At 58.3% G+C, this 24102-nt stretch carries 19 protein-coding genes; 5 read left to right on the forward strand and 14 right to left on the reverse strand.

Going from position 1 to position 24102, the window contains the following annotated elements; genetic code table 11:
• Positions 1 to 25 precede the first annotated feature (25 nt).
• The 5 genes from kdsB to cspE form a co-directional block, all read right to left on the reverse strand.
• Positions 26 to 775 carry a 3-deoxy-manno-octulosonate cytidylyltransferase gene (gene kdsB, locus ACJ8MK_RS02350; RefSeq protein ID WP_049195847.1) on the reverse strand — a complete coding sequence of 250 codons (750 nt, stop codon included), beginning with the start codon at positions 773 to 775 and terminating at the stop codon, positions 26 to 28.
• Positions 772 to 954: a Trm112 family protein gene (locus tag ACJ8MK_RS02355; protein ID WP_004928237.1), complete on the reverse strand. Its 183-nt coding sequence runs from the start codon at positions 952 to 954 to the stop codon at positions 772 to 774. The genes kdsB and ACJ8MK_RS02355 overlap by 4 nt, the downstream gene beginning before the upstream one ends.
• A 296-nt stretch (positions 955 to 1250) precedes the next feature.
• Complete coding sequence (locus ACJ8MK_RS02360; protein WP_033646612.1) at positions 1251 to 2477, reverse strand: winged helix-turn-helix domain-containing protein; 1227 nt, start codon at positions 2475 to 2477, stop codon at positions 1251 to 1253.
• 113 nt (positions 2478 to 2590) lie between these two features.
• On the reverse strand, positions 2591 to 2812 hold the full coding sequence (locus ACJ8MK_RS02365) for a cold-shock protein (protein ID WP_004928241.1): 222 nt from the start codon (positions 2810 to 2812) through the stop codon (positions 2591 to 2593).
• A 221-nt stretch (positions 2813 to 3033) separates the two neighbouring features.
• Positions 3034 to 3243: a transcription antiterminator/RNA stability regulator CspE gene (gene cspE, locus ACJ8MK_RS02370; RefSeq protein ID WP_019454537.1), complete on the reverse strand. Its 210-nt coding sequence runs from the start codon at positions 3241 to 3243 to the stop codon at positions 3034 to 3036.
• 525 nt (positions 3244 to 3768) lie between these two features.
• Here cspE and hglS point away from each other — a divergent pair.
• Positions 3769 to 5175 (forward strand): 2-oxoadipate dioxygenase/decarboxylase HglS, encoded by a 1407-nt coding sequence (gene hglS, locus ACJ8MK_RS02375; protein WP_049213666.1) that lies wholly within the window; start codon positions 3769 to 3771, stop codon positions 5173 to 5175.
• 2 nt (positions 5176 to 5177) lie between these two features.
• Here the strand turns inward: hglS and lpxK are convergent, their stop codons facing one another.
• From lpxK to ansB, 9 genes are all read right to left on the reverse strand, one after another.
• Positions 5178 to 6158 (reverse strand): tetraacyldisaccharide 4'-kinase, encoded by a 981-nt coding sequence (lpxK, locus tag ACJ8MK_RS02380; protein WP_041034430.1) that lies wholly within the window; start codon positions 6156 to 6158, stop codon positions 5178 to 5180.
• Positions 6158 to 7906: a lipid A ABC transporter ATP-binding protein/permease MsbA gene (gene msbA, locus ACJ8MK_RS02385; protein ID WP_442517468.1), complete on the reverse strand. Its 1749-nt coding sequence runs from the start codon at positions 7904 to 7906 to the stop codon at positions 6158 to 6160. Before msbA ends, lpxK begins: the two co-directional genes overlap by 1 nt.
• Positions 7907 to 7941: 35 nt before the next feature.
• Entirely contained in the window at positions 7942 to 10212 is a 2271-nt protein-coding gene (locus tag ACJ8MK_RS02390; protein ID WP_080431148.1) for a ComEC family protein, read from the reverse strand.
• Between the two features lie 276 nt (positions 10213 to 10488).
• A complete protein-coding gene (ihfB, locus tag ACJ8MK_RS02395; protein WP_004928264.1) occupies positions 10489 to 10773 on the reverse strand; it encodes an integration host factor subunit beta in 285 nt (94 codons plus the stop codon).
• Between the two features lie 62 nt (positions 10774 to 10835).
• Positions 10836 to 12509: a 30S ribosomal protein S1 gene (gene rpsA, locus ACJ8MK_RS02400; RefSeq protein ID WP_004928267.1), complete on the reverse strand. Its 1674-nt coding sequence runs from the start codon at positions 12507 to 12509 to the stop codon at positions 10836 to 10838.
• A 184-nt stretch (positions 12510 to 12693) separates the two neighbouring features.
• Entirely contained in the window at positions 12694 to 13383 is a 690-nt protein-coding gene (gene cmk / locus ACJ8MK_RS02405) for a (d)CMP kinase (protein ID WP_004928270.1), read from the reverse strand.
• A 266-nt stretch (positions 13384 to 13649) separates the two neighbouring features.
• Positions 13650 to 14936: a 3-phosphoshikimate 1-carboxyvinyltransferase gene (aroA, locus tag ACJ8MK_RS02410; RefSeq protein ID WP_033637854.1), complete on the reverse strand. Its 1287-nt coding sequence runs from the start codon at positions 14934 to 14936 to the stop codon at positions 13650 to 13652.
• Between the two features lie 114 nt (positions 14937 to 15050).
• Positions 15051 to 16136: a 3-phosphoserine/phosphohydroxythreonine transaminase gene (gene serC, locus ACJ8MK_RS02415; protein ID WP_033637853.1), complete on the reverse strand. Its 1086-nt coding sequence runs from the start codon at positions 16134 to 16136 to the stop codon at positions 15051 to 15053.
• A 302-nt stretch (positions 16137 to 16438) separates the two neighbouring features.
• Positions 16439 to 17485 (reverse strand): L-asparaginase 2, encoded by a 1047-nt coding sequence (gene ansB / locus ACJ8MK_RS02420; RefSeq protein WP_060429855.1) that lies wholly within the window; start codon positions 17483 to 17485, stop codon positions 16439 to 16441.
• A gap of 148 nt (positions 17486 to 17633) precedes the next feature.
• Between ansB and ycaO the strand changes: the two genes are divergently transcribed.
• The 4 genes from ycaO (at position 17634) to pflA (ending at position 24075) form a co-directional block, all read left to right on the forward strand.
• On the forward strand, positions 17634 to 19397 hold the full coding sequence (gene ycaO, locus ACJ8MK_RS02425) for a 30S ribosomal protein S12 methylthiotransferase accessory factor YcaO (protein WP_193169094.1): 1764 nt from the start codon (positions 17634 to 17636) through the stop codon (positions 19395 to 19397).
• A 460-nt stretch (positions 19398 to 19857) separates the two neighbouring features.
• A complete protein-coding gene (gene focA / locus ACJ8MK_RS02430; protein ID WP_019454548.1) occupies positions 19858 to 20718 on the forward strand; it encodes a formate transporter FocA in 861 nt (286 codons plus the stop codon).
• Between the two features lie 54 nt (positions 20719 to 20772).
• On the forward strand, positions 20773 to 23055 hold the full coding sequence (pflB, locus tag ACJ8MK_RS02435; protein ID WP_004928286.1) for a formate C-acetyltransferase: 2283 nt from the start codon (positions 20773 to 20775) through the stop codon (positions 23053 to 23055).
• A gap of 279 nt (positions 23056 to 23334) precedes the next feature.
• Positions 23335 to 24075: a pyruvate formate lyase 1-activating protein gene (pflA, locus tag ACJ8MK_RS02440; protein ID WP_033637850.1), complete on the forward strand. Its 741-nt coding sequence runs from the start codon at positions 23335 to 23337 to the stop codon at positions 24073 to 24075.
• The last annotated feature ends 27 nt before the right edge of the window (positions 24076 to 24102 follow it).

The raw sequence follows: 24102 nt of genomic DNA on the forward strand, positions 1-24102 counted from the left end.
GCGCGCCGCGCCGACGAACTCAGGCTCAGGGTTGAATGCTGTCGCGCACGCGCTGGAGATCTTCCGGCGTATCGACCCCCACGCTCGGGATCGCTTTCGCGACCGCCACGTGGATTTTTTCACCGTACCACAGCACCCGCAGCTGTTCCAACAGCTCGATCTGCTCCAGTTGGCTCGGCGCCCAGCTGACGTAGCGGCGCACGAAGCCGGCGCGATAGGCGTAGATGCCGATATGACGCAGCAGGCTGTCGCCGATGCTCTCTTTCGACACGGCGAAACGCTCGCGATCCCACGGAATGGTGGCGCGTGAGAAATAGAGCGCGTAGCCCTGCGCGTCCATCACGACCTTCACCGCGTTGGGGTTGAAAGCCTCTTCGGCGCTCTCGATCGGCACTGCCAGCGTCGCCATGCCGGCCTGGCTGCCCGCCAGGTTCTCCGCCACCTGACGCACGATCACCGGCGGGATCAGCGGTTCGTCGCCCTGCACGTTAACGATGATCTGATCGTCGGCAAAGCCGTAGTGCGCGATCACTTCCGCCAGACGCTCGGTGCCGGAATGGTGATCCGGGCTGGTCATGCACACTTCGCCGCCGGCGGCTTCCACCGCTTTGGCGACTTCAGGGTGATCGGTCGCCACGATGACGCGGCTGGCGCCGGACTCGCGGGCGCGCTCCATCACGTGCACCACCATCGGCTTGCCGTGAATATCGGCCAGCGGTTTGCCCGGCAAACGGGTTGAGGCGTAGCGGGCGGGAATAATAGCGATAAAACTCATGCGTGCTTCTCATCCAGCGACAGCGCACGCGCTTCATTTTCCAACAGCACCGGAATGCCGTCGCGCAGCGGGTAAGCCAACCCGTCCGCTTTGCACACCAGTTCCTGGTTTTCTTTATTGAAATAGAGTTTGCCGTTGCATACCGGGCAGGCAACGATTTCGAGTAAACGGTGGTCCATGCATCCTCCGCTAGGGGATTGGTCATCTGGGAAAGGCAGTGAGGATAGCATAACGCCCGGCCTCAGGTTAATCACCGGCGGCGCCAACCCAGCGATATTTCCTCAGCGCGCCGGCGCAACAGCTTGAACTGCGGCGCATCCCGGCGTAGAATTTTGTGATATAAATCACAAAAAGGCCGTGATACGTGATTAAACGTCTGCATAAAATCATCGCTCTGTTCGCTAACTTCAGCCACTGAGCCCCTTTGTAACGAGCGGCGCTGAACTTCGTTTTACCCCACCGACGGCGTCGCTCGTTATCCCACTTCCCAGCCGGCTCCCCATTCAGCGGCCAACGCCGCCGGAATGTCGCCCAGCGCGACGCGTTGCGCGCCGTGCCATTTGGCCATACGCGCGATGGCCTGCCGAATATCCTGGGCCCGCCGTTTGCCGAAGCGCACCCGCGGCTCCGCATGAAAGCTGATGATCTCGAACACCCCCTGGCGGCGGTGCGCCTTGGCGTCAATGCGCCCCACCAGTTCACCCCGATGCAGCACCGGCAAGGTGAAGTAGCCATAGCGGCGTTTTTCTTTCGGCGTATAGCACTCCAGCCGATAGTCAAAGTTGAACAGCTCGAGTGCCCGGCGGCGATCCCAAACCACCGGATCAAACGGCGACAGCAGGCTGGTGACCGTCGATTTCAGCTTGCCCTGTTCCGCCAGCGGCAGCAGTTCCGTCAGTGAGCCGTGCACATAGAACTGCCCTTCCAGCCCCTCTACCCGCACCGGCGAAATCTCCCCCTGATCCTGCAGCTCTGCCAGCAAAGTTTTTGGCGCCACGCGTTTCAGCCGATAGTAATCCGCCAACCATTCGGCGCGGAAAATGCCCAGATAGCGGCAGGTACGATGCAACATTTGCCGGCGCGCCCGCTCCGCAGGCAGCGCATGACGCGCATCGTCCCAGGCCGGCAGCAGCCTTTCGGTCAGATCGTAAACCCGGTGGAAGTTGCGACGTTCGGCCACCATCAGCTTGCCGGCGGTAAACAGGATCTCCAGATGCCGTTTCTCCGGTTTCCAGTCCCACCATCCGCTGTTGCCTTTCTTCTCGGCGCTGAAATCGGCGGAGCGCACCGGCCCCTGTTGTTCGATGTGCCGCAGCAGGTTGTCCATCGCCGCCTGGTGCTGCTGCACCCAGTCGGCGGAATATTTCCAGCCCATATCATGCGGCGCCAGCATGCGATGCCGCAGCAGACCAAAATCCTCGATCGGCAGGAAACAGGCTTCGTGCGCCCAATACTCGAACAGCTTGCGGCCGGCGAGCGCCTGCTCCAGCCATTCCGGTTGATAGGCCCCCAAACGGCTGAACAGCACCAGATACGGGCTGCGGGCGACGACGCTAATGGTATCGATTTGTAACAACCCCATGCGCTGGATCGCGTTCACGACGTCGTCGGGCCGAGCCTGGCGTTTAAGCGGAGAAAGCAGCCCCTGGGCGGCAAGGTGCAACGCGCGAGCGGCTGTAAGGGAAATTATCGGGGTGGTCATCCTGATATCCGTGGCAAGTAGGCAATGGCCTGATAATAGTGGATATCGAGGGATTTATCTTCGCCAGTGCATGCGGGTGGCGACACCGGCACTGGCGAGGAAGGTGGATGCGATCAGAACGCGATAACGTCTGCCGCGGACAGCCCATGTGAGCTGCGATAGATCGAGAACTCGACGTTCTGACCTTCGTTCAACGACTTATTTTTGGTGTTGGCGATAGCGTTGCGATTGACATAGATTTCGTCGCTGCCATCTACCGGTGAAATAAAACCATAGCCTTCGGCCTGATTAAACCATTTCACGCGGCCCATTTTTAACACAGTATTTTTAAACATAACTTATATCCTTTTACTTGAGCATCCTTGACAACGTCATTTTTTATATTGTCTGGACGCTACCAGCCCATCCTAAAGTTTTTCGTAACAAACCTCTCGTGAGCAAAAAATAAAAAACCCGCACTAAGGCGGGCTTGTTGAACTTAATATCTTCCGCATGACTCAGCGCTGACGCATCACCATGGTTGTATTAAGATCTCTTATACGCGCTCCCTGTATTCTTACAGAGCAACTACGTTGGCGGCAGCCGGCCCGCGCGGGCTGTCCTGGATGGTGTACTCGACGCGCTGGCCTTCAGCCAGGGTCTTGAAACCGTCGGTCATGATTGCGGAGAAGTGTACGAATACATCTTTGCCGCCGTCGTTCTGCTCAATGAAACCAAAACCTTTGCTTTCGTTGAACCACTTAACCTGACCAGTCTTCTTAGACATTACATTTACCTTTAAATATATTTACAAAACCTGCCATAAGAGGCAATTGGGGCCGTTTCAGAAACATTACTTATGGGAGGTACTTAGAAGGTTCGTCTTTGAAGCGGAATCGGATGATAACGTTTTTGGAGGAACTGCTTAACTCTAAACTCGAACATAAATAGGTCTGGATTACAGGCCGACTTGCATTTACTCATAAAACTGGTGAATGCACAAGAGGTTTATTGCCTTAAATTCATAAATAAGCCGAATTTATTTTTATCTCCCTGAATATGCATGACTTAATTTAATGGTCGCCGCAGCCGAACCACCGCGTCTCTCCGCTCGCCAGGGCATCTTTTGCCCGTCTGTGCGCTGCAAATGAGAGCTGACGCATAAAACTCTAATATGCTTGCCACGTCTATAACAAATCCCAAACCAGATAGCTAAACTTGAGGGGAAAACAAGGCAGACGGCTTTTTCGCCAGCACTTTTGCCGCTAAAAACACGATTTTTCAGATTATGCTGAATCAAGGAGCTATGCGCATGACCGCCCAGCAGTTCGTTTCACCTAATGAAATCCGCGCCAGATTCTCTCACGCGATGTCGGACATGTATCAAAAGGAGGTGCCGCTGTACGGCGATCTGCTGGAGCTGGTGGCGGAAACCAACCGACAGGTTCTGCGCGAAGATGCCGCACTGGCTCATCAACTGCAAATTACCGGCGAGATAGAACGCCTGGCGATGGAGCGCCACGGCGCCATCCGGGTCGGCACCGCGGACGAGCTGGCCACCCTGCGCCGCCTGTTCCGGGTGATGGGCATGGCACCGGTCGGTTACTATGACCTGTCGGTGGCGGGCGTTCCGGTGCACTCCACCGCTTTTCGCGCCGTACACGAAGACGCGCTGCAGATCAGCCCTTTCCGCGTGTTCACCTCCCTGCTGCGCCTGGAACTGATAGAAGATCCCGCGCTGCGTGCGCTGGCCGAGCGCTTGCTGGCGCGCCGCCGCATCTTTACCGATCGCGCGCTGGAGCTGATCGCGCTGCAGGAAGCGCAAGGCGGGCTGAATGAAGTGCAGGCGCAAGAATTTGTCGAACAAGCGCTGGAAACCTTCCGCTGGCACAACCAGGCGACGGTCAGCGCCGAAGAATACCGGCAGCTGCACGATCAGCATCGCCTGATCGCCGACGTGGTGGCGTTTAAAGGGCCGCATATCAACCATCTGACACCGCGCACGCTGGATATCGATCGCGTTCAGCAGGCGATGCCCGGCCACGGCATTACGCCCAAGGCGGTCATCGAGGGCCCGCCGCGCCGTCGTCGCGCGATCCTGCTGCGCCAAACCAGCTTCAAGGCGTTGGAAGAACGCGTCGATTTCGTTGAGCATGACGGCCGTGCCGTCGCCGGCCACCATACCGCGCGCTTCGGCGAGATCGAACAGCGCGGTGTGGCGCTGACGACGAAAGGACGAGAACTCTACGACCGTCTGCTGCAGGCCACCAACGATGCGCTGCAGGGGCCGCCGAGCGAGAAGAATGCCGAGCGCTACTATCAACTGCTGGAGGAAAACTTCCGGGCGTTTCCGGATGATTACGCCACGCTGCGCGAGCAACAGCTGGCCTGGTTCCGCTATTTCCCGACCGAATGCGGCCTGGCGGCCAAAGAGTCGCTGGATAAGCACAGCACTCTGGAGCAACTGATCGAGAAAGAACACGTTCGCTTCCAGCCGCTGGTGTATGAAGATTTTCTGCCGGTCAGCGCCGCGGGGATTTTCCAGTCGAATCTGGGGGACAGCCGCCACGCGCAGTACAACGCCGCTTCCAGCCGGGCAGCGTTTGAACAAGCGTTGGGCAGTGAGGTGATCGACGAGCTGGCGCTGTATCAGCAAACCCAGCAGCGTTCGCTGGAAGCCTGCGCGCAAGCCCTGGGGCTTGCCACGCTGACATCCTGAGGTTACTTGGTCAGCAGAGATTCGATATCCTGCAGCAGTTGCTCAGCCTGAGCGGACGGTAGCACCGCATCAACCGGCAAATACCACCAATTGGGCTGGGCAAAGGCGCGACATTTCACCGCGTCCTTCTCCGTCATCAACAGCGTTTGATCGGCAGCAGCCAGCGCCGCCAGCTGCGCCTGCTGATATTCCTGATGATCGGCAAACGCCACTTCCTGCACCACCTCGACGTTCAATTTTTCCAACGTCGCGAAGAAACGCGGCGGATGGCCGATGCCCGCCATCGCTACCACGCACGGCAGCTCGGCCGCCGGGCGACGTTCACCGCTCAGCAGGTTCACCGCATCACGCGCCTGCAGGCGCATGGCAATTTCCCCGGCCTGCGCCACGCCGCCATTGGCGACGCGCGCATTGACGCTGCCAAGCCGCGCAGCACGCTCGCGCATCGGCCCGGCCGGCAACCACCAGCCGTTGCCGAAGCGACGCACGCCGTCGATGACCACCAGCTCGAAGTCACGCTGTAAAGCATAGTGCTGCAAGCCATCGTCGGTGACGATCGCATCCAGCGGCTGTTGTTGCAGCAAGGCCTGCACCGCCTCTGCTCGCTTGGGCGCGATCGCCACGGGCGCACCGGTCCGCTGATAAATCAGCACCGGCTCATCGCCCGCCTCGCGGGTCGAGGTATTCTGATTGAGCACCAGGGGATAGACCGCCGACTTACCGCCGTAACCGCGCGAAACCACGCCAACGCGATAGCCCCGCTGCTGCAGGTGTTCCACCAGCCAGATCACCATCGGCGTTTTGCCGTTGCCGCCGGCGGTGAGGTTGCCCACCACCACCACCGGCACCGGCGCGCGCCAGCTTTTGCGCAGGCCACAGCGGTAGCTGAGGCGGATCAGCCAGCTGAACAGGCCATACAGCCAGGAGAGCGGCAGCAGCGCCAGATAAAGCAGCGAACCGCCGGACCAAATGCGCTCAATCATTATTGACCAAACTGCATGCGGTGCAGTTGCGCATAGGCGCCCTGCCGTTCAAGCAACTCGGCGTGCTCGCCACGTTCGACGATGCGACCGTCCTCCACCACCAGGATCTCGTCCGCCTTCTCAATCGTCGACAGACGGTGTGCGATCACCAGCGAAGTACGGTCTTTCTGCAGCTCGTCCAGGGCGGCCTGAATGGCACGCTCGGATTCGGTATCCAGCGCAGAAGTCGCCTCATCCAGGATCAGGATCGGGCAATCGCGCAGCAAAGCACGCGCGATGGCGATGCGCTGACGTTGGCCGCCGGACAGCATCACGCCGTTTTCACCGATCACCGTATCCAGGCCGTTTTCCATCTTGTTGATGAAGTCCATCGCGTACGCCATTTCGGCCGCTTTCTCAATCTGCTCGCGGCTGTATTCGCTCTCGCGCGCATAGGCGATGTTGTTGGCGATGGTGTCGTTGAACAGATGCACGTTTTGCGAGACCAGCGCCACCTGATTACGCAGTGAGGCCAGGGTATATTCACGCAGATCGTGGCCATCCATCAGGATTTCGCCTTCCTGAATATCGTAGAAGCGCGTCAGCAGGTTGGCGATGGTGGATTTACCCGAACCCGAGCGGCCCACCAACGCCACAGTCTTGCCTTCGGCGATTTTCAGGTTGATATCACGCAGCGCCGGCGTTTCTTTAGCCGGATAGTAGAAGGTGACGTTGCGGAATTCGATGTCGCCTTTCGCGCGCTTCACTTCGCGGGTGCCGGTGTCTTTTTCCTGTTCCATATCCAAGATGGAGAACAGCGTCTGGCAGGCCGCCATCCCACGCTGGAACTGGGCATTGACGTTGGTCAGCGACTTCAGCGGGCGCATCAGCGCGATCATTGACGAGAACACCACGGTAATGGTGCCGGCGGTCAGGGTTTCCATCACGCTTGGGAAGCTGGCGGCAAACAGCACGAACGCCAGGGCCAGCGAAGCGATCAGCTGAATGATCGGATCGGAAATGGAAGACGCAGAGACCAGTTTCATGCCCTGTTGACGCATGCGGTTGCTCACCGAGTTAAAGCGCTCGGTTTCCACCTGCTGGCCACCGAAGATCAGCACTTCTTTATGGCCTTTCAGCATCTGTTCGGCGCTGGTGGTCACCTGCCCCATGGTGTTCTGCATGTTCTTGCTGATGTTGCGAAAACGCTTGGACACCAGGCGAATGGCGATGGAAACGATCGGCGCCAGCACGATCAGGATCACCGACAGCTGCCAGCTGTAGTAGAACATCATGATGAACAGGCCAATGATCGAGGCCCCTTCGCGCACCACGGTCACCAGCGCGCTGGAAGAAGAAGACGCCACCTGCTCGGAATCATAGGTAATGCGCGACAGCAACGTCCCGGTGGATTGCTGATCGAAGAAGGCCACCGGCATTCTCATCATGTGGCCAAACAGGCGGCGGCGCATCTGCATCACCACCATGCCGGAAACCCAGGAAATGCAGTAGCTTGAAACAAAGCTGGTCACGCCGCGCATCAGCATCAGCGCAATCACCGCCAGCGGCATCCACACCAGCACGCTGCTGTCGGCTTTTCCAAACCCATCGTCCAATAACGGTTTAAGCAGAGACAGCATCAGCGTGTCCCCCGCTGCGTTCATAATCAACGCAATGGCGGCCACAATCAGCCCGGTCTTAAAAGGAGTGATCATCGGCCAGAGTCGACGGAACGTCTGCCAGGTCGAGAGATCTTTATCATTCATCATGCAAATACCAGCATCGGAAGAAATAGCGGCCTATTTTACTCATTATCGCCCTCTACGCCAAACCGCTGATGGTACCAACGGGGCATTAATTGTTCGCGAAAGCCTTTAATTTGCCAATCGTTGTCGAAAAAAAGCACCGACAACTGGCCGGAGCGCGTCGTATCATGCCATGTAATGCCATTTGCCCGATATCGGGCGACCACTTTACGCGCCGGCAAACGCCATTTACCGTAACGAGATGCGGACGCCAGCGCAGCTTCGGGATTAACCGCGCGCAAAAAAGGCGGTGTTGAGGAAGTTTTGCTGCCATGGTGCCCCACCTGCAATACCGTGGCCGTTAAGCGGTCGCGCCGCAATCGGAGCAGCTGCGCCTCCGCCCTCTTTTCCGCATCGCCGGTGAGCAGCAGACTGTATTTCCCGTCGTCGATACGGATCACGCAAGAGTCGTCATTAACCGGCCTTTTGAGCATTTTCGGCGGCCACAGCACCTCGAATTGCAACGACTGCCAGCGCCAACGCTCGCCGGCGATGCAGGGTAAATGCCCTTCCCCGCGTATCGGGCTGCGCACGGTAGCTTGCGGGAACGCTCGCCGCATCGTCGGGAGCCCGCCGATATGATCGAGATGAATATGGCTGATAATGATCTGCTCCAGCTCAATGCCCCGCCAGTTCAGCATCGGCAATATATGCCGTTCTGCGGCACTGCCTGTCGCCCAACGATCGCCGGTGTCGTACAGTATCCCCTTGCCGTTTTGCTCGATCACCACTGCCAGGCCGTGCCCGACATCGAGCATGTCGACGCGCCAATGGTAATCCGGTGCTTTACCTCGCCATAACACGCAGCATATGGCTATCGCTGCCAGTCCAGGCGCATAGCGCCACCACCAATGAAAGCGCCAACAGATAACGAGAAGCCATCCCGACGCGCTGGCAAGCAACGAGGCAGCCCCCAAATCCACCCAACCGCGCTGCAGATAATTTAACGGCACAAACACCCATCCCAACGTGAAATCCGCCAACCACCAAAGCCCGTAACTTAGCGAGGGGAAGATGCCGCAAATCAACGCCAGCAAAATCAACGGCACCGTCACCAATGAGACGATGGGCACCGCCCAGAGATTGGCCGGCAGCGAGGTCAACGTCAGGCCCAGAAACAGCGCGGCCTGCATCGGCACCAGCAGCAACGTCATGCCTAGCTGAATATGCAGCCAGCGCACCGGAGCCCAATACCACGCCGAACGAAATCGCTCGCCGAGCGGTGCCCACTCGAACCAAAAAATCAGGCACCCCACCGCCAGTACCGACAACCAGAAACTGTCTGACAAGACCGCCAACGGATCGCACAGCAAAATAAGCCCGATGCACCACAGCCACACTTGCCATGAAGAGCAATGCACGCCGCGCAAACGCAGCAGCATCCACAGCGTCATCGCCAACGCGGTACGCACCGCCGGCGGCTGGGCGCCCACCAACCAAACATAGATCAGCGTCGCCACCCAGCCCGCGATCAACGGAAAGCGATAACCAATCAGATGGGCGGGGAGGAAAAACTGCAGCGCGCGCAGCACTGCCCAGAACAAAATGGCGACCATCGCAACATGTAACCCCGATATGGCCATCAGATGAGCGATACCGGTTTTCAACATCAGCGTGCGCAAAGCCTGTTCGAGCGCGGTTCTTTCCCCAAACGCCAACGCCAGCAACACCGCCTTGTAACGCAATTCACCAATGTTGGCTTCAGCATGGCTGATAATGCGCTGGCGCAGGCCGCAATTCCCCTCCAGCAAGCGCGCCTGCCTGACCTGAGCGGTCAACGGCTGGCGCTGTGCGATCGCCCAACGTTGGCTGTCGAAGCCTCCTTCATTGAGCTTGCCATGCACCGGCCGCATGCGCAGTTTCAATTGCCAACGCTGCCCGGCACACAGCCGTTGCTCTTTCGGAGCCCATGTCGTGGTAAACGCCAGCGCAGGCGCCAGCCAATGGCCGTCGACCCGCTCGATGCGCATCAGGGTCTGCTTACTGACGGCAGGCTCCAGTGCGACGCTGCTTATCTGCACCACCGCCGTCACTTCCGGCACGCGGCTTAAGCGATCCATTTGCCCGAGCAGGCTTCCGGCGTTGAAAACTGCCCATATGAATCCCAATCCCAGGCAGGCCAAATACCGGCAGAACGGCCAACGGGTGCGCAGCAGTAAACCGGCGACCAGCAGCATCGGCCACAGCAACCATTGCTCTGGCAACTGCGGTAAAAGCAGCAGCGGCAGGATGCCGCAGATAACGGCGAATATCGCCAGATCCAGCGAAATTTTGATCGCTCTTCTCCCATCGGCTTCACCATGAGCAAAAACGCGTCACGAAGAGCAAGCAGGATTATTCAAGCGACATGTCGCCGCCAGCGGGCTTTAGTGAGGATGCGGCGAGCACGGCAGGATAAGAGAGGCATATGCAGCAGCCACACCGCAAATGCGGCGCGGTACGCAATTCACAAGCAGAGCTCGGGGAATTGCAGGCGAAAAAAAACGGCGCCTTAAAGGCACCGTTTTATATTCTTTACAAGCAACAACGCTATGGGCAGTCAGCGACTAGCCATAGATATTGGCGCGGTCACGCAACTCTTTGCCTGGTTTGAAGTGAGGAACGTACTTGCCGTCCAGCTCGACTTTGTCGCCGGTTTTCGGGTTGCGGCCTACACGCGGGGCACGGTAGTGAAGAGAAAAACTGCCGAATCCGCGGATCTCAATGCGTTCGCCCTCAGCCAGCGTTGCGGCCATGTGCTCAAGCATCTCTTTCACTGCATCCTCAACGGCCTTCGCCGGAATATGAGATTGCTGGCCAGCAAGTCTTTCAATAAGTTCAGACTTGGTCATAGTACCTCCAAGCTTTGCAGCTAAACTACCGTATCGGGGCGGTCAGAGACCGCCCCCCGTCATTACTCGCCTTTAGCCGCTTTGAAAGCTTCAGCCATTGCGTTAGAGAAGTTGCCTTCTTCCTGTTTGTTGTTAACAGTTGCGATGGCGTCTTTCTCGTCAGCTTCGTCCTTAGCACGTACGGACAGGCTTACAACGCGGTTCTTACGGTCAACGCCGGTGAATTTGGCTTCAACTTCGTCACCTACGTTCAGAACCAGAGTTGCATCTTCAATGCGGTCGCGAGAGGCTTCAGATGCACGCAGGTAACCTTCTACGCCGCCTGCCAATTCAACTGTAGCACCTTTGGCGTCAACTGCAGTGACTTTACCAGTAACAATAGCACCTTTCTTGTTCATAGACAGGTAGTTATTGAACGGGTCTTCAGCCAGCTGCTTCACGCCCAGGGAGATACGCTCGCGCTCTGCGTCAACTTGCAGAACAACCGCTGCGATTTCGTCGCCTTTCTTGTATTCACGAACTGCTTCTTCGCCTGCAACGTTCCAGGAGATGTCAGACAGGTGAACCAGGCCGTCGATGCCGCCGTCCAGGCCGATGAAGATACCGAAGTCAGTGATAGACTTGATTTTACCTTCAACGCGGTCGCCCTTGTTGTGGGTTTCTGCGAACTGCTGCCATGGGTTGGATTTGCACTGCTTCAGGCCCAGGGAGATACGACGACGTTCTTCATCGATGTCCAGAACCATCACTTCCACTACGTCGCCCACGTTAACAACTTTGGACGGATGGATGTTTTTGTTGGTCCAATCCATTTCAGAAACGTGTACCAGACCTTCAACGCCTTCTTCGATTTCTACGAAGCAGCCGTAATCAGTCAGGTTGGTTACACGACCAGTCAGCTTGGTGCCTTCTGGGTAACGTTTCGCGATAGCAACCCATGGATCTTCGCCCAGCTGTTTCAGGCCCAGGGATACACGAGTACGCTCGCGGTCGAACTTCAGCACTTTAACAGTGATTTCATCGCCAACGTTGACGATTTCGCTTGGGTGCTTAACGCGTTTCCAAGCCATGTCAGTGATGTGCAGCAGGCCGTCTACGCCGCCCAGATCAACGAATGCACCGTAGTCAGTGAGGTTCTTAACGATACCTTTAACTTCCATGCCTTCCTGCAGGTTTTCCAGCAGTTGATCGCGCTCAGCGCTGTTCTCGGATTCGATAACCGCACGGCGAGAAACGACAACGTTGTTGCGCTTCTGATCCAGCTTGATGACTTTGAACTCAAGCTCTTTGCCTTCCAGGTGCAGAGTGTCACGTACCGGACGCACGTCAACCAGGGAACCTGGCAGGAACGCGCGGATGCCGTTCAGCTCGACGGTGAAGCCACCCTTCACTTTGCCGTTGATAACACCGGTTACAGTCTCAGCTTCTTCGTAAGCTTTTTCCAGCGTGATCCAAGCTTCGTGACGCTTAGCTTTCTCACGGGACAGCAGGGTTTCACCGAAGCCGTCTTCAACAGCATCCAGAGCAACGTCAACTTCGTCACCAACCTGGATTTCCAGCTCGCCCTGGGCGTTTTTGAATTGCTCAGCCGGGATGGCAGACTCAGATTTCAGACCGGCGTCAACCAGCACGATATCTTTGTCGATAGCAACAACGACGCCACGAACGATGGAACCCGGGCGGGTTTCGATTTCTTTTAAGGATTCTTCAAAGAGTTGAGCGAAAGATTCAGTCATGTTGTTAATCTTCAGGGTTCTTTAGTTTAACGTCCATTTAGCGTCCCGCCGAATGGGGTTGTTTCACATACCCCGCCATTGGCTCCATGCCGACAGGGTTTAAGGTTACAGGGGTAAAATTTTACCCGATATATTGCGATACCGCTATGACAAATATGACAAAAAGCCAATAGCGCCGCCGCGCTTATTGCTGCGGCAACGCCAACACTTTCTGTGCATACGTCAACGCCTGCCGGATCACTTCTTCGATCGACATGCTGGTAGAGTCCAGCACGAGGGCGTCAGAAGCGGGCACCAGAGGCGCGATAGGCCGATTACGGTCACGGTCGTCCCGTTCCTTTATCTCGGCTAAAAGACGTTCAAAGTTAACATTAAAGCCCTTCTCCTGCAACTGCAGCATGCGGCGGTGCGCGCGCTCCTCCGAGCTGGCGTCGAGGAAAATCTTGACCGGCGCGTCCGGGAACACCACCGTGCCCATGTCGCGGCCATCGGCAATCAGGCCGGGCGCCTCGCGGAATGCGCGCTGGCGGCGCAGCAGCGCCTCGCGCACGCGCGGAAACGCCGCCGCTTGCGACGCGGTGTTGCCGACGGTTTCGGTGCGGATCTCATTGCTGACGTCCTCACCTTCCAAAATCACCTGCAGCTTGCCGTCCTGGGCAACGAAGCGAACATCGAGATGTGCGGCCAGCGGAACCAGCGCTTCCTCAGAAGTGATATCCACCTGATGATGCAACGCTGCCAGCGCCAGCACGCGATAGATCGCGCCGGAGTCCAGCAAACGCCAACCCAGAGACTCGGCCAACGCTTTACACAGCGTGCCTTTGCCTGCGCCACTTGGTCCATCAACGGTTATCACCGGGGCTGTAGCCGTCATTTCTCTCTCCTTCAGGTAGAAAACCTCACAGAGACACGGTGCGCTTCGGCTCAAGGCCCGCGCGCCGTACTCTCTGTCACCTGCCCAATCAGGGGCAAATACGGTGGCGTATTATACGCTGCCCTACGGCGATCTGTTACCCTGGAACTGTCCGGTTGTTGAAAATAAGCGCACAACCGCGAAAAAGTATAGAAGAAATGCCGGCCGCCAAAGGTTAAAAACGATAAAGGCCCACAAAGGGGCCTTAAAATAAACGATTTGACGGGTTACGCCGGCTGGCTGATGCGGGCCAGCTGTTCGAAATAGTCCGGGAAGGTTTTCGCGGTGCATTTCGGATCGAGAATGGTAACCGGCGTATCCGACAGCGCCACCAGCGAGAAACACATCGCCATGCGGTGATCGTTGTAGGTGCCAATCTCGGCAAACTGCAGTTTGGCCGGCGGCACGACGTGAATGTAGTCTTCCCCTTCGTCCACTTCCGCCCCCACTTTACGCAGCTCGGTGGCCATCGCCGCCAAACGGTCGGTCTCCTTCACCCGCCAGTTGTAGATATTGCGGATGGTGGTCGGCCCCTCGGCGAACAGCGCCGCGGTGGCGATGGTCATCGCCGCGTCCGGAATGTGGTTCATGTCCATGTCGATGCCGCGCAGTTCACCGCGGCTGCACTCGATGAAATCGTCGCCCCAGGTAATACGCGCGCCCATTTTCTCCAGCACGTCGGCAAACCTGGTGTCGCCCTGCACGCTTTTGCGGCCGATGCCGGTCACGCGCACGGTCCCGCCCTTGATAGCCGCCGCCGCCAGGAAGTAAGAAGCGGAAGACGCGTCGCCCTCAACCAGGTAATCGCCCGGCGCGATATACGTCTGGCGCCCCTGGATATGGAACACCCGATAGTTGTCGTGGCTCACCGATACGCCGAAAGTGCGCATCAGATGCAGCGTGATGTCGATGTACGGCTTGGAAACCAGCTCGCCCTTGATGTGGATCTGCGTATCCTGCGGCGCCAGCGGCGCAGTCATCAGCAACGCGGTCAGGAACTGGCTGGAGACGCTGCCGTCAACGGTGACGTCGCCGCCCTGGAAGCCGCCACGCAGGCGGATCGGCGGGTAATCGGTTTGCTCGAGGTAATCAATCTGCGCCCCGCCCTGGCGCAGCGCGTCCACCAGATGGCCGATCGGGCGCTCTTTCATGCGCGGTTCGCCGGTCAGCACCACGTCGCCTTCGCCGAGGCACAGCGCCGCCGCCAATGGGCGCATCGCCGTCCCTGCATTGCCGAGGAACAGTTCCAGCGGCCGTTCGGCCACCAGCGGCCCGGCCACGCCGGTCACTTCGCACAGGGTGCGATCGGCGGAAAGCTGGTAGTTCACGCCCAACGCCTGCAGCGCGTTCAGCATATGACGCACGTCGTCGCTGTCCAGCAGGTTGGTCAGCCGGGTCGTGCCTTTCGCCAGCGCCGCCAGCAGCAGAGCGCGGTTAGAAACGCTCTTCGAGCCGGGTAAGTTGACGGTGCCATTGACCAGGGCGACCGGTTGTAACGTCAGGGAATCCACCATGTGAACAAAACTCTCCAATTCTGATAAACGAAACGGCTCCGGAATAATGCCGGAGCCGCTTTAATGCAAAAGGACAACAGCCTGAGGCAGCCCGCGCCTGGCGGGCTGACGGAATCAACCGTGACGACGTTCGAAGTCGGCCATGAAATCGGTCAGCGCCTGCACGCCGGCCAGCGGCATGGCATTGTAAATAGAAGCGCGCATGCCGCCAACTACCCGGTGGCCTTTCAGCGCCTGCAGGCCGATGGCCTCGGCTTCGCTGAGGAACACCTTGTCCAGCGCCGCATCGGCCAGTTGGAACGGCACGTTCATCCACGAACGGTTGGCGATCGCCACCTGGCTGCGGTAGAAGTCGGATTTATCGATGGTCGCGTACAGCAGCTCGGCCTTGGCCTGATTGCGTTTTTGCATCTCCACCAGGCCGCCCTGCTCTTTCAGCCATTTGAACACCAGCCCGGACAGGTACCAGGCGAAGGTCGGCGGGGTGTTGAACATCGAGTCGTTCTCGGCCAGCACGGTGTAATCGAGGATCGACGGCACTTCTTTGCGCGCCTTGCCCAAAAGATCGTCGCGCACGATCACCAGCGTCAGGCCGGCCGGGCCGATGTTTTTCTGCGCGCCGGCGTAAATCACGCCGAAGCGGCTGACGTCAAGCGGGCGGGACAGGATGGTCGAGGAGTAATCGCCGATCACCACCTTGTCGCCGAAGTCCGGCGTTTCATCGATGGCCACGCCGTCGATGGTCTCATTCGGGCAATAGTGCACGTAAGCCGCGTCGTCGCTGAGCTGCCACTCTTTCATCGGCTTGATGCCGCTCAGGCCGTCGATGCGGGTTTTCACGTCGATGACGTTCGGGGCGCAATACTTTTCCGCTTCCTTGATGGCGCTGTGCGCCCAATAGCCGCCGTCGATATAGTCGGCGGTGGCCTTGTCGCCCAGCAGGTTCAGCGGCAGCGCCGCGAACTGCGCGCGGGCGCCGCCGTGGCAAAACAGCACTTTATAGTTGGAGGGGACTTTCAGCAGATCGCGCAGATCCTGTTCCGCCTGCTCGGCAACGGCGATGAATTCTTTGCTGCGGTGACTGATCTCCATCACTGACGTGCCCAGCCCGTGCCAGTTGCACAGTTCCTGTTCCGCACGACGCAACACTTCCACCGGCAGCATCGCCGGGCCAGAGCTAAAATTATAAACCTGAGTCATTTCCCCTCACCACATTCACTGTTCGCCGCAGAAAAGCGACCTGTCGAAAAGACGCCCGAAGTTAACGCTCGCGTTAACCAACCCATCGGTTTTATCACTCACGCCCCATGGCTGCAACGCTTATTCGCCCGTCGGCGGCAAACGGCCGCGCCGGGTGATGACAGGCTCTGCGGCCGTCGCGATTGTTTGGACGATAAAACCCTGTGATATGGGGAAATTCAGCGGGTTAACGCGGTGTTTTATGCTGTATTCAGCCAAGATGGCTGCGAGAGCCCGGCCGGCCCCCGCAGGAGAGAAAACGATCAGTACTGATTGAACATCTGCTGGATCTGCTTCGCGTCTTTGGTTTGCGTCAGCGCCAGCTGCAGCAGTATGCGCGCTTTTTGCGGATTCAGCGTGCCGGCGGCCACAAAGCCGTACTTGGCGTCGTCCACTTCCGCATCTTCGGTGGTGGCGCCGGTCGGCACGCGCGATGAGCGCACCACCGCCACACCATTGTGCGCCGCCGTCGCCAGGGTGTCGAACACGGTTTTATACAGGTTGCCGTTGCCGACCCCGGCGCTGACGATGCCCTGGTAGCCTTCGGCGATCAGCGCCTTGGCCGGCGCATCGGAGGCGTTGGCATAGTTGTAGATGATGCCGACCTTCGGCAATTCGTTCAGCTTGCTGACGTCGAACGGCGTATCCCGGGTATGCTTACGCTGCGGCGAGCGCTGGTAATCGATCTTGCCGTTGTGGATATACCCCAGCGGGCCGTAGTTCGGCGACTGGAAGGTCTGCACGGCGGTGGTGTTGGTCTTGGTGACGTCGCGCGCATCCAGCACGGTGTCGTTCATCGCCACCAGCACCCCGCGGTTGGCCGATTGCTGATCCGCCGCCGTCACCACCGCGTTGTACAGATTGAACGGGCCGTCGGCGCTCATCGCCGTCGCCGGCCGCATCGCCCCCACCAGCACCACCGGCTTGTCGCATTTCACCGTCAAATCGAGGAAATAGGCCGTCTCCTCCAGCGTATCGGTGCCGTGGGTGATGACGAAGCCGTCGGTCTTGCCGCAGTCGGCATCAATTTTCTTCGCCAGCGTCAGCCAGACCTGATCGTTCATGTCCTGCGAGCCGATGTTCACCACCTGCTCCCCCTGCACGTTGGCGACGTTCTTCAGCTCCGGCACCGCATCGACCAGCGCCTCGACGCCCAGCTTGCCCGCGGTATAGTTGGATTTCGTCGCCGAATCGCCGCCGCCGGCGATAGTGCCGCCGGTCGCCAGCAGGGTGATGTTGGGCAGCGCCAGCGCCGAGGCGCTGAAGCCGGTCAACAAGAGGGTTAACGCGCTGAGTTTCACTGATTTCATTAGATTTCTCCGTGACAGATAACTCGCTGAATTATGGCCCCTATCCTTAAAAAAACTGTGACTTTGCCGCCGCTTTAGGAATACGTGGAGCTCCAGCGTAAAACCCCGTATCATTGCGCGTTTTTAGTACGCGCAAAAAGTGAAGACAATGACGCAAACTTTTATCCCCGGTAAAGACGCCGCCCTGGAAGACTCCATCGCCCGTTTCCAGCAGAAACTGAGCGATCTCGGTTTCAACATCGAAGAAGCCTCCTGGCTGAACCCGGTGCCGCACGTGTGGTCGGTGCACATTCGCGATCGCGATTGCCCGCTGTGCTTCACCAACGGCAAAGGCGCCAGCAAAAAAGCCGCGCTGGCCTCCGCGCTGGGTGAATATTTCGAGCGCCTGTCCACCAACTACTTCTTCGCCGATTTCTATCTGGGCCGGCAGATCGCCGAAGGCGACTTCGTGCACTACCCGAATGAGAAATGGTTCCCGATCCCTGAAGACGACGCGCTGCCGGCCGGCATCCTCGACGAACGCCTGCACGCCTTCTACGATCCGCAGCAAGAGCTGAGCGCCAGCGATCTTGTCGATCTGCAGTCCGGCAACGCCGATCGCGGCGTGTGCGCGCTGCCGTTTACCCGCCAGTCCGATCAGCAAACCGTGTACATCCCGATGAACATCATCGGCAACCTGTATGTTTCCAACGGCATGTCTGCCGGCAACACCGCCAACGAAGCGCGCGTGCAGGGCCTGTCGGAAGTGTTCGAGCGCTATGTGAAAAACCGCATCATCGCCGAATCCATCAGCCTGCCGGCGATCCCGGACGAAGTGCTGAACCGCTACCCGGGCGTGGTGGAAGCCATCGCCAAACTGGAAGAGGAAGGTTTCCCGATCCTCTCCTATGACGCCTCGCTGGGCGGCAACTACCCGGTGATCTGCGTGGTGCTGTTCAACCCGACCAACGGCACCTGCTTCGCCTCGTTCGGCGCGCACCCGGACTTCGGCGTGGCGCTGGAACGCACGGTGACCGAACTGCTGCAGGGCCGCAGCCTGAAAGATCTCGACGTGTTCACCGCGCCGACCTTCGATGACGAAGAAGTGGCGGAACACACCAACCTGGAAACGCACTTCATCGACTCCAGCGGCCTGATCTCCTGGGATCTGTTCAAACAGGACGCGGATTACCCGTTCGTTGACTGGAACTTCAGCGGCAGCACGCAGGAAGAGTTCGCCACCCTGATGAGCATCTTCGACAAGGAAGACGCGGAAGTGTACATCGCCGACTACGAGCACCTGGGCGTCTACGCTTGCCGCATCATCGTGCCGGGCATGTCCGACATTTATCCGGCGGAAGACCTGCTGCTGGCCAACAACAGCATGGGCGCGCACCTGCGCGACACGCTGCTGGCGCTGCCGGGCAGCGAGTGGGAACCGGAAGAGTACCTGGCGCTGGTCGAGCAGTTGGACGACGAAGGGCTGGACGATTTCACCCGCGTACGCGAACTGCTGGGCATTGCCAGCGGCAAAGACAACGCCTGGCATACCCTGCGCGTGGGCGAGCTGAAGGCGATGCTGGCGCTGGCGGGCGGCGATCTGGATCAGGCACTGATCTGGACCGAATGGACGCAGGACTTCAACGCCTCGGTGCTGAGCCCGGCGCGCAGCAACTACTACCGCTGCCTGCAAACGCTGCTGCTGCTGGCGCAGGAGCCTGAACGCGAAGCGGCGCAATACTATACCGCGTTCGTGAAGATGTATGGCCAGGAAGCGGTCGACGCCGCCTCCGCCGCCATCAGCGGTGAAGAACGCTTCAACGGGCTGTTCGCCGTCGATGCCGATCTGAAGGCGCTGCCGGCCCATCAGGCGCTGCTGGCGGCCTACGAGAAGCTGCAGGCGGCCAAACGCCGCCACTGGGTCAAAGCCTAAGCGTCATCAGGGGCACTGCCACTTTGGGAGTACCCCTGCTGCCAAACGCCGCACGCCGTTGCGGCGTTTTCATTTTTGCGGTTTATTTCAACGCATGCGGTTTTATTTTTTCGCCGGAAAATAGGCGGTTAAACGACCATAAAAATAAATAAACCGTCAATTGTTGCCGGACGGTGAAATAATAATTAACCGATAATTAAACTTTCAGCGCTGCGCGGCGACAAAACGCCTAAAAATTTAACTTTAGCGCCTGCGGCCCACTCTGCTCATTCAAAAAAATTTGCAAACATTAAAAAATTGTTTTATCTTGAAAATCAATAGATTAACCACAAAAACCACACAAAAAACACGTCATTTTGCCGCTCTACCTCCCCGCCTTATGATCCAAATCAAATTTTCCCCTATACTGCTTTGCTAGTATCTCATTGCGTTGTTTTAACCCTTAAGAGCGAGAGTTAGTTTGAAAACTGACAGCCCCTTCGATCTGATTTTACCTGCGGCAACGGCGAAAATCGCTGAAGATGCCGGCGTGTATAAAGCCACCAAACATCCGCTGAAAACGTTTTATTTGGCGATCACCGCCGGTGTCTTCATTTCCATCGCCTTCGTCTTCTACATCACGGCGACCACCGGCACCGCCGGCGTGCCTTTCGGGCTGGCGAAACTGGTCGGCGGCATCTGCTTCTCTCTCGGGTTAATGCTGGTGGTGGTGTCGGGCGCCGACCTGTTCACCTCTACCGTGCTCATCGTCATCGCCAAGGCCAGCGGCCGCATCAGCTGGGGCCAGCTGGGCGCCAACTGGCTGAACGTTTATCTCGGCAATCTGGTCGGCGCGCTGTTCTTCGTGGCGCTGATCTGGTTCTCCGGCGAGTATATGGTCGCCAATGGCCAGTGGGGGTTGAATGTCCTGCAAACCGCAGACCACAAGCTGCATCACACCTTTATCGAAGCCGTGTGCCTCGGCATTCTGGCTAACCTGATGGTCTGCCTGGCGGTCTGGATGAGCTACTCCGGCCGCACCCTGACCGACAAGATGCTCGCCATGGTGCTGCCGGTCGGGATGTTTGTCGCCAGCGGCTTCGAGCACAGCATCGCCAACATGTTTATGATCCCTATGGGCATCGTGGTCAAACACTTCGCCACGCCGGAATTCTGGCAAGCCGTAGGGGCGGTACCTGAGCAATTCGCTCATCTGACAGTAAGCAACTTCATCATCGACAACCTGATTCCGGTCACCATCGGTAACATCATCGGTGGCGGTCTGCTGGTTGGGTTGACTTACTGGGTAATTTATCTGCGCGGGGGTCGCGAACAGCACTAAGCTGTGAGTTACCGCGCGCAGAGTTAGAAATCCACAATCAAAGGTAGGTGTACAATGACCGAACTTAACGAGAAATTAGCCAACGCTTGGGAAGGTTTCAGCAAGGGTGACTGGCAGAATGAAGTCAACGTTCGTGACTTCATCCAGAAAAACTACACGCCTTATGAAGGTGACGAGTCCTTCCTGGCTGGGGCAACTCAGGCCACCACCACCTTGTGGGACAAGGTTATGGAAGGGATCAAACTGGAAAACCGCACTCACGCGCCGGTTGATTTCGACACCAACGTTGCTTCAACCATCGTTTCTCACGACGCGGGTTACATCGCCAAAGAGCTGGAAACCATCGTGGGTCTGCAGACCGACGCCCCTCTGAAACGCGCGCTGATCCCGTTCGGCGGCATCAAAATGGTCGAAGGTTCGTGCAAAGTGTACGGCCGCGAGCTGGATCCGCAGCTGAAAAAAGTGTTCACCGAATACCGTAAAACCCACAACCAGGGCGTATTCGACGTTTACACCAAAGACATCCTGAACTGCCGTAAATCCGGCGTGCTGACCGGTCTGCCGGACGCCTACGGCCGCGGCCGCATCATCGGCGACTACCGCCGCGTGGCGCTGTACGGCATCGACTTCCTGATGGCCGACAAGCTGAACCAGTTCAAATCGCTGCAGGAAAAACTGGAAAACGGCGAAGATCTGGAAATGACCATCCAGCTGCGCGAAGAGATCGCTGAACAGCACCGCGCTCTGGCTCAGATCAAAGAGATGGCCGCCAAATACGGCTACGACATCTCCGGCCCGGCCACCAGCGCGCAAGAAGCGGTGCAGTGGACCTACTTCGGCTACCTGGCCGCGGTGAAATCCCAGAACGGCGCCGCCATGTCCTTCGGCCGCGTGTCCACCTTCCTCGACGTGTTCATCGAGCGCGACATCAAGGCGGGCAAACTGACCGAAGAACAAGCGCAGGAACTGATCGACCACCTGGTGATGAAACTGCGTATGGTGCGCTTCCTGCGTACCCCTGAGTACGATGAGCTGTTCTCCGGCGACCCAATCTGGGCAACGGAATCCCTGGCCGGTATGGGCGTCGACGGCCGCACCCTGGTCACCAAAAACAGCTTCCGCTTCCTGAACACCCTGTACACCATGGGGCCGTCTCCGGAGCCGAACATGACCATCCTGTGGTCTGAGAAGCTGCCGCTGAACTTCAAGAAATTCGCGGCGAAAGTGTCCATCGACACCTCTTCCGTTCAGTACGAAAACGACGACCTGATGCGCCCTGACTTCAACAACGATGACTACGCCATCGCTTGCTGCGTCAGCCCGATGATCGTCGGCAAACAAATGCAGTTCTTCGGCGCCCGCGCCAACCTGGCGAAAACCATGCTGTACGCCATCAACGGCGGCGTTGACGAAAAACTGAAAATGCAGGTCGGCCCTAAAGAAGCGCCGATGATGGACGAAGTGCTGGACTATGACAAAGTCATGGCGCGCATGGACCACTTTATGGATTGGCTGGCCAAGCAGTACGTGACCGCGCTGAACATCATTCACTACATGCACGACAAGTACAGCTACGAAGCTGCGCTGATGGCGCTGCATGACCGTGACGTTTATCGCACCATGGCTTGCGGCATCGCCGGCCTGTCCGTTGCAGCCGACTCCCTGTCTGCCATCAAGTACGCGAAAGTCACCACCATTCGCGACGAAGACGGCCTGGCCATCGACTTCAAAGTGGAAGGCGAGTATCCGCAGTTCGGTAACAACGACGCCCGCGTCGATGACATCGCCTGCGACCTGGTGGAACGTTTCATGAAGAAAATTCAGAAACTGCGCACCTACCGCAATGCGGTACCGACCCAGTCCGTACTGACCATCACCTCCAACGTGGTGTACGGTAAGAAAACCGGTAACACCCCGGATGGCCGCCGCGCAGGCGCACCGTTCGGCCCTGGCGCCAACCCAATGCATGGCCGCGACCAGAAAGGCGCAGTCGCCTCCCTGACCTCGGTAGCCAAACTGCCGTTTGCCTACGCGAAAGACGGGATCTCCTACACCTTCTCCATCGTGCCTAACGCGCTGGGTAAAGACGACGACGTGCGTAAAGCCAACCTGGCGGGCCTGATGGATGGTTACTTCCACCATGAAGCCTCCATCGAAGGCGGCCAGCACCTGAACGTCAACGTGATGAACCGCGAAATGCTGCTGGACGCGATGGAAAACCCTGAGAAATACCCTCAGCTGACCATCCGCGTTTCCGGTTACGCCGTGCGCTTCAACTCGCTGACCAAAGAGCAACAGCAGGACGTGATTACTCGTACCTTCACTCAAACGATGTAATACGCCGGCCGGGCGGGAAACCGCTCGGCACCAACGCAGGGGCCGGTTTTGCCGGCCCTTTTCTCCCACCGCTCTCCCCTGACTCTGTACGAGTCTGTTTTGCCGGACATCTATACTGAATGGATAGCCGGCAAAACAGTTATCCGGCAACTGACCGGCCGACAGGCATCATTACCCCGGTGGCGGTTCCACCCGCTGCTGCATCGCAGATACCTGGCCGGCGGCCACGCGCCTATTTTTAGACTGCGTTTGACAGTCAATATTGGAGAAAACCCCGCAATGTCAGCAATTGGTCGCATCCACTCCTTCGAATCCTGCGGCACCGTCGATGGGCCAGGGATCCGCTTTATCGTCTTCTTCCAGGGCTGCCTGATGCGCTGCCTCTATTGCCATAACCGCGACACCTGGGACACCCACGGCGGCAAGGAAGTGACCGTCGAAGAGCTGATGAAAGACGCGGTGGCCTACCGCCACTTCATGAACGCCTCCGGCGGCGGCGTGACCGCGTCCGGCGGCGAGGCGATCCTGCAGGCTGAATTCGTGCGCGACTGGTTCCGCGCCTGCCACGCCGAAGGCATCAATACCTGCCTGGACACCAATGGCTTTGTGCGCCGCTACGATCCGGTGATCGACGAGCTGCTGGACACCACCGATCTGGTGATGCTGGATCTGAAACAGATGAACGACGAGATCCACCAGAACCTGGTCGGCGTCTCCAATCACCGCACGCTGGAATTCGCCCGCTACCTGGCGAAACGCAACCAGCGCACCTGGATCCGCTACGTGGTGGTGCCGGGCTGGTCAGACGACGATAAGTCGGCGCACCTGCTGGGCGAGTTCACCAAAGACATGACCAACATCGAGAAAATCGAGCTGCTGCCCTACCACGAACTGGGCAAGCACAAATGGATAGCGATGGGGGAAGAGTACAAGCTGGACGGCGTGCACCCGCCGAAAGCCGAGACCATGGATCGCGTCAAAGGCATCCTGGAAAGCTACGGCCACAAAGTGATTTACTGATTGGCGCACGCCAAAAGAAAAACCGGC

Origin of the sequence: Serratia sp. CY38905 (assembly GCF_052168875.1) — a bacterium.
In the GTDB taxonomy this organism is placed as follows: domain Bacteria; phylum Pseudomonadota; class Gammaproteobacteria; order Enterobacterales; family Enterobacteriaceae; genus Serratia; species Serratia sarumanii.